General features: G+C 60.6%; 4 protein-coding genes. 2 read left to right on the top strand and 2 right to left on the bottom strand.

Features of this window, described 5'->3' with window-relative positions; all coding sequences use genetic code 11:
* The first annotated feature begins 172 nt into the window (after positions 1-172).
* On the top strand, positions 173-1,345 hold the full coding sequence (locus P3T42_RS15880) for a porin (RefSeq protein ID WP_074302696.1): 1,173 nt from the start codon (positions 173-175) through the stop codon (positions 1,343-1,345).
* Between the two features lie 245 nt (positions 1,346-1,590).
* Here P3T42_RS15880 and P3T42_RS15885 read toward each other — a convergent pair whose 3' ends face one another.
* Together P3T42_RS15885 and P3T42_RS15890 are read right to left on the bottom strand one after the other, a co-directional pair.
* Complete coding sequence (locus P3T42_RS15885; protein ID WP_074302698.1) at positions 1,591-3,264, bottom strand: long-chain fatty acid--CoA ligase; 1,674 nt, start codon at positions 3,262-3,264, stop codon at positions 1,591-1,593.
* 158 nt (positions 3,265-3,422) lie between these two features.
* Positions 3,423-5,501, bottom strand: coding sequence for a molybdopterin-containing oxidoreductase family protein (locus P3T42_RS15890; RefSeq protein WP_429306560.1), 2,079 nt, complete (start codon positions 5,499-5,501; stop codon positions 3,423-3,425).
* 170 nt (positions 5,502-5,671) lie between these two features.
* Here P3T42_RS15890 and P3T42_RS15895 point away from each other — a divergent pair, with 170 nt between their 5' ends.
* Complete coding sequence (locus P3T42_RS15895; RefSeq protein ID WP_074302847.1) at positions 5,672-6,865, top strand: M20 aminoacylase family protein; 1,194 nt, start codon at positions 5,672-5,674, stop codon at positions 6,863-6,865.
* The last annotated feature ends 277 nt before the right edge of the window (positions 6,866-7,142 follow it).

A 7,142-nucleotide genomic window follows, 5' to 3' on the forward strand; every position in this document is an offset into this window, starting at 1 on the left:
CCATGTTGCGTAAACGAAACAGCGGCGTTCCACGCAACCTGCTTTTTCTTTGTGCAGGGTATGCCTTTTGTTACATTACCTGCAACTTCTCGCGAAGTTAGATAGCAAGGTCCAGACGTACCAAAAATATTAGCCTTGTACAAAAAATTCGCAGTTCCTTGGAGATTAATCGATGAAAAAGTCGCTTCTCGCTCTCGCAGCATTGGGCGCGTTTGCTGGCGTCGCTCATGCGCAGAGCAGCGTGACCCTGTACGGTATCGTTGACGAAGGTTTCAACATCAACACCAACGCCGGTGGCAAGCATCTGTACAACCTGTCCAGCGGCGTTCTGCAGGGCAGCCGCTGGGGCCTGCGCGGTACGGAAGATCTGGGCGGTGGTCTGAAGGCCATCTTCGTGCTCGAAAACGGCTTCGACGTGAACACCGGTAAGTTGGGTCAGGGCGGTCTGGAGTTCGGTCGCCAGGCTTACGTCGGTCTGTCGAGCAACTACGGTTCGATCACCCTCGGTCGTCAATACGACTCCGCGGTCGACTACGTCGGCCCGCTGGAAGTCGGCGATCAATGGGGTGGCTACATCGCTGCTCACCCGGGCGACCTGGATAACCTGAACAACGATTACCGCGTCAACAACTCGATCAAGTTCACGAGCAACAACTACAACGGCCTGACCTTCGGCGGCTTGTACAGCCTCGGCGGTGTGGCTGGCGAAACCGGTCGCAACCAGATCTTCTCGCTGGGCGCCGGCTACGCGAATGGCCCGTTGGTCCTGGGCGCGGCCTACCTCAACGTTCGCAACCCGAACGTGAGCTTCTTCGGCAACAGCACGTCGGGCACGGTTTCGACGACGACGTCGAATGTCGCGTCGCCGGTGTTCTCGGGCTACGGTTCGGCCAACACGTATCAGGTTATTGCTGCAGGCGGCGCTTACACGTTCGGCGCGGCAACGATCGGCGGCACGTACTCGAACATCAAGTTCATGAATCTGGGCGCTTCGTACGCCTCGCCGTTCGCAGGTCAAACGGCTACGTTCAACAACGCCGAAATCAACTTCAAGTATCAGTTGACCCCGGCATTGCTGATCGGCACAGCGTACGACTACACGCGTGGCAGCAAGATCGAAGGCGACTCGGCAGCCCAGTATCACCAGGTTTCGGCTGGCGTCGACTACTTCCTGTCGAAGCGCACGGACGTCTACATCATCGGCGTGTATCAGCACGCTTTGGGCGAGACGCTGAACGCGGCCGGCACGGCGCCCACCGCGGCCGTTGCAGCAATCAGCAACCTGACGCCTTCGGCGAACCAGAACCAGTTGACGGCGCGCGTCGGTATTCGCGCCAAGTTCTAATAAGTCGTAACAAAGCTGTATGCCTCAAAGGCGCCTTCGGGCGCCTTTTTTTTGCGTCGACGCTTCCCGATTGCCGCCTGGATGCGCATTCGCGCTCGCGCTCGCGCTCAGTATGCGGCTCGGAAATAGGAACGGCCCAACGAGCGGAGGCTCGTTAGGCCGTTCTTTGGGTCACGCCAGTCAGGCTGATGCGCTTGCCTGTGCGGTGGGGTGAGCCTGTCGTCGTCACCCTTTCCCGCGAGCCCTTATACGCGCCCGTCGCGCAATTCGCGCCGCAAGATCTTGCCGACATTGCTCTTGGGCAGCTCGGTACGAAACTCGATGATTTTCGGCCGCTTGTAACCCGTCAGTTGCTCCTTGCAGAACGCGAAAATGTCCGCGTCGGTGAGCGCCTGATCCTTCTTCACGACAAAGAGTTTCACCGCCTCGCCGGAATGCTGGTCCGGCACGCCGACCGCCGCGACTTCGAACACGCCCGGCAGCTTGGCGACGACATCTTCGACCTCGTTCGGATAGACGTTGAAGCCGGACACCAGAATCATGTCCTTCTTCCGATCGACGATCTTCACGTATCCCGCTTCGCTCACAATACCGACGTCGCCGGATTTGAAGAAGCCGTCCGGCGTCATGACCTTCGCGGTTTCATCCGGCCGGTTCCAGTAGCCCGCCATCACCTGCGGACCGCGGACGCAGATCTCGCCGGGCTGGCCGAGCGGCACCTCGTTGTTTTCGTCGTCGCGAATCGAGATTTCGGTCGACGGCAGCGGCAGGCCGATCGTGCCGCTGTACGAGGTGACGGTCACCGGGTTGCACGTTACACAAGGCGACGTTTCCGACATACCGTAACCTTCGACGATCGGGCTACGCGTCCTTTCATACCAGCGCTTCGCGACGGCTTCCTGCACCGCCATCCCGCCGCCGTTGGCGACGAGCAGCTTTGAGAAGTTGAGCTTGTCGAAATCGGGATGGTTGAGCATCGCGTTATAGAGCGTGTTCACCGCGGGGATGGTCGTCACCGCATAGCCCTGCAGTTCCTTGATCATGCCGCCGATGTCGCGCGGATTCGGAATCAGCACGCCAAGGCCGCCCGTACGCACCGTCAGCAGTCCGCAGACCGTCAGTGCAAAGATGTGATACAGCGGCAATGCGACGACAGTCACGAACTGCTCGATGTCGTCCCGCCCCGCGCGAGCCGGATCGAGCCAGACCTGCGACTGCAAAACGTTAGCGATCAGATTCCGATGCAACAGCGTGGCGCCTTTCGCGACGCCGGTCGTGCCGCCCGTGTACTGGAGGAACGCGACATCTTCCGGACCCTGCTTGACCGGTTTGAACTCGTGGCGTGCGCCTTCGGCAATGGCGGTGTTGAACTTGACGTGACCGGGCAGGCTCCACGCCGGCACCATCTTCTTCACGCGGCGCACGACGAAGTTGACGATCAGCCCCTTCGCGCCCATCAGGTCGCCCATCGCCGCCACGACCACGTGCTTGATCGCCGTGTTGCGCACCACCGCTTGCAGCGTCACCGCGAAGTTCTCGAGGATGATGATGGCTTCGGCGCCGCTGTCCTTGAGTTGGTGTTCGAGCTCACGCGGCGTGTACAGCGGATTCACGTTCACGACCACATAGCCGGCGCGCAGAATGGCGGCGATCGCCACCGGATACTGCAGCACGTTCGGCATCATGATGGCAATGCGGGCGCCGCGCACGATGCCCTTGGACTGGAACCATGCGGCAAGCTTGCGCGACAACGTGTCCAGCTCGCCGTAAGTGATCTGCTTGCCCATGCAGACGAACGCCGGCTTGGTGCGATATTCGCGGAAACTTTCCTCGAACAGGTCGGCAACGGACGAGTACTGACTCGGATCGATCTCTACTGGAACGCCGGGCGGATATGATTTCAGCCAGATTTTTTCCATGCGGCGTCTCCTCCTTTATTTTCGTATGGTCGTGCTAAAAACGCATCGTAGCATGCGACTTACCCCACGATTCGTGAAAAGCACCCGTGTTAGACGCCGCCCTCGAACGCGATTTCCGAGAACCGACGAGCGGTGTGGATGGGTTTTAGCCCGGGATTTCAAACGCGCTCGACTTCGACGAGGCAGTCGTAGAAAGTCGCCGAGCCGCCGAGGTCGGTGAGCGCCTGGCTCGTGACCTGATTGGCATTGCAGCCGTCGGGCGCCAGTTTTTTCCACCAGATGGACAGCCCGACCACCAGACCCTCGCGCGCCTTGTCCGTCACGCGGGCACGCGCCTGCATCGAACCACGGTCGTTAAAGATGCGCACCAGATCGCCATCGAGCACCTGGCGCCGGCTTGCGTCGGACGGGTGAATGTCGATGTGAGGTTCGCCCTCCGTGGAACGCAGACTTTCCACGTTGACGAACGTGCTATTCAGAAAGTTACGGGCAGGCGGAGAGATCATGGCCAGCGGATAACGCGCCGCGAGTTCGGGGTCGCCGTCCGCGGATTCATAGGGCGGCAGGTAGTCCGGAAGCGGATCGAATCCTTGCTGCGCCAAACGTTCGCTGGAAAACTCGCATTTGCCCGACGGCGTGCGAAAACCACCGTCGGCAAATGGCGCGTCCGGCAGGTTGAGCTTGGCCCAACCGGTGCGTTTCAACGACTCCCAGTCGACGCCTTCGAAAACTGGATCCTCCCAGCGGAAGGCATTCGCCGCGACAGACTCGTCCGACTCGAATAGCGCCGGTTCCTGCAGGTTCATGCGGCGGGCGATTCCGCGGAAAATCTCGGTATTGGGCCGTGCCTCCCCTACCGGTTGGATGGCCGGGAGGTTCACCATGACGTGCGTGTGGCCGTAGGACTTGTGAAGGTCGAGATGCTCGAGCTGCGTGGTCGCGGGGAGCAGCAGATCGGCGTAGTCCGCGGTATCGGTCTGGAAATGTTCGAGGACGATCGTGAACAGATCTTCCCGTGCGAAGCCGGCCGCTACCCGCGCCGAGTCAGGCGCCACCGCGACAGGATTCGAGTTATAGACGATGACCGCCTCAATTTTGGGACCAAAGCCGGCGTCGCCCGGATGCAGCAAGGCGTCGCCGATCGCATTCATATTGATCACGCGCGCCTGCCGTGACGGCCAACCGGGCATCAGGTCAGGACGCTGCAGCGCTTGGGTGTTAACCGGCGCCCAGCCCGACGAAGAAAGCAGTGTCCCGCCCGAGCGCTCGCGCCAGGCGCCGGTCAACGAAGGCAGACACGCGATCGCACGCACTGCGTTACCGCCGCCACGTACTCGTTGCAGTCCGTAGTTCATGCGGATCGCCGCCTTTCTGGTGCCACCGTACAAACGCGCGAGATCGACGATGGTTTGTTCGTCGACGCCGCAAATCTGGGCGACGCGGCCAGGCGAATAGGTGAGCGCGCGAGCCTTTAACTGCTCAAAACCGAGCGTATGGTCGGCAATATAGGCGTGATCGAGCAGATCTTCGGTGATCAGCACGTTCATCATGCCGAGGGCTAGCGCACCGTCGGTGCCAGGCTTTAGCGCGATGTGCTGATGGCATTTTTCTGCGGTCAACGAGCGGTAGGGGTCAATCGCGATCAGGCGGGCGCCGCGCCGCTTGGCTTCCTGTGCGCGCGTCCAGAAGTGCAGATTGGATGCGATCGGATTCGAACCCCAGATCAGAATCAGTTCGCTCTCGGCGAAAAACTCCGTGAGCATGCCGAGGCTCGCGCCGTAGGTGTACTTCAGTCCAGCCGCACCGGCTGCCGCGCAGATTGTCCGGTCCAGCTGGGACGCGCCCAGCTTGTGGAAAAACCGCTGTGCGATGCTATCGCCTTGCACGAGACCCATCGTGCCGGCGTAGCTGTAGGGAACGATTGCCTCGGGAGCGCGCGCCGCGATCTCCGACAGACGCCCGGCTGCGAGTTTTAGCGCTTCATCCCAGCCGATGGGCTCGAAGCGGCCTTCGCCTTTGGCGCCGACCCGACGCAGCGGCGTGGTCAGCCGCCGCTGATGATGCACCCGCTCGGCATACCGGCTGACCTTGGTGCACAACGCCCCTTGAGTGGGCGGATGGTCGGGATCGCCGATGACCTTGATTGCACGCCCGTTTTCCACGGTGACTCGCATCGCACAGGTATCCGGGCAGTCGTGCGGGCAGACTGCACGGGCAAACTCAGTGGGGGCATTCATTGGGACGATCCGTGAAAAGGGCGACATGACGCGAAGTGTAATTTTATTACGTCCTAAAGGCCTGCAAGCTGCGGCACCGCCAAAAATGCCGGGGGGCGTAGAATTGACCATCACCGAGCCCGGGCGAAGGCGTCTCGAGCCACTCCATGCACAGCGAAACACAACGCACCATGAAACTGATCCCCGAAATCCAGGCCGCTCACGGCGAAATCCAGACCCTCCGACGAACCATCCACGCACACCCCGAACTGCGCTACGAAGAGACTCAGACGTCCGATCTGGTGGCGAAAAGCCTCAGTGACTGGGGTATCGAAGTGCATCGCGGCCTCGGCAAGACGGGGGTGGTCGGCATCCTGAAGCGCGGCAGCAGCAAACGGTCAATTGGCCTGCGAGCCGATATGGACGCCCTTCCAATTCACGAGCTCAACAGCTTTGAACATCGCTCCCGTCACGAAGGAAAGATGCACGCGTGTGGGCACGACGGCCATACTGCGATGCTGTTGGGCGCGGCCCGGCACCTGGTCAAACACGGTGAGTTCGACGGAACGATCGTATTCATCTTTCAGCCGGCCGAAGAAGGCGGTGCGGGCGCGCAGGCGATGATCGACGACGGTCTTTTCACGAAATTTCCCGTCGATGCGGTGTTCGGCATTCACAACTGGCCGGGCATGCCGGCGGGGCATTTCGGCGTGACCGAAGGGCCGATCATGGCGTCGAGCAACGAATTCCGTATCGAGATCACGGGCGTCGGGTCTCACGCGGCGATGCCGCACAATGGGCACGACCCGGTTTTCACGGCAGTGCAGATCGCCAATGGTCTGCAGGGCATCATCACGCGCAACAAGAAGCCGCTCGATACCGGTGTGCTGTCGATCACGCAGATTCACGCCGGGGACGCAGTGAACGTCGTTCCGGATCAAGCGTGGATCGCAGGCACGGTGCGCACATTTACGACGGAAACGCTGGATCTGATCGAAACGCGCATGCGCAAGATTGCCGAGAACACCGCGGCGGCGTACGACTGTTCAGTGAAGGTGGTCTTCCATCGCAACTATCCCCCTACCATCAATAGCAGCGAAGAGACCCGCTTTGCTGCTTCGGTCATGAAAGAGGTAGTGGGTGCGGAAAGGGTCAACGACGCCGTAGAGCCGACGATGGGCGCCGAAGATTTTTCGTTCATGTTGCTGGCGAAGCCGGGGTGTTATGCGTTTCTTGGGAACGGCATGGGTGGACATCGCGATGCTGGCCACGGAGCCGGCCCTTGCATGCTGCATAACGCAAGCTACGACTTCAACGATGAACTGCTACCCGTCGGATCGACTTATTGGGTACGGCTGGCGCAGAAGTTTCTCGCGCAGGCATAGCTTGTGGAGATGCGGTTTGGGAATGCAGGATTGTGCTGACCGTTCGTTGGGTGAACGGGGGTTGCGTTAGCTTCACTGCGTGATGAGCGGTTGTAGCGGGTCGCACGCGTTTGCACAGCGTGCTCGCGTGTTTTTCCACGCTTTCCGGTTCACGCGCGTAAACGCACAAACCCCACCTTTGTGGGGTGGGGTTTGTGCTTGCTGCTGGGGAGCCTGACGATTACCTACTTTCACACGGGTAATCCGCACTATCATCGGCGTGGAGTCGTTTCACGGT

The organism is Paraburkholderia sp. GAS38, assembly GCF_050434965.1.
Classification (GTDB): Bacteria; Pseudomonadota; Gammaproteobacteria; order Burkholderiales; family Burkholderiaceae; genus Paraburkholderia; species Paraburkholderia phenazinium_A.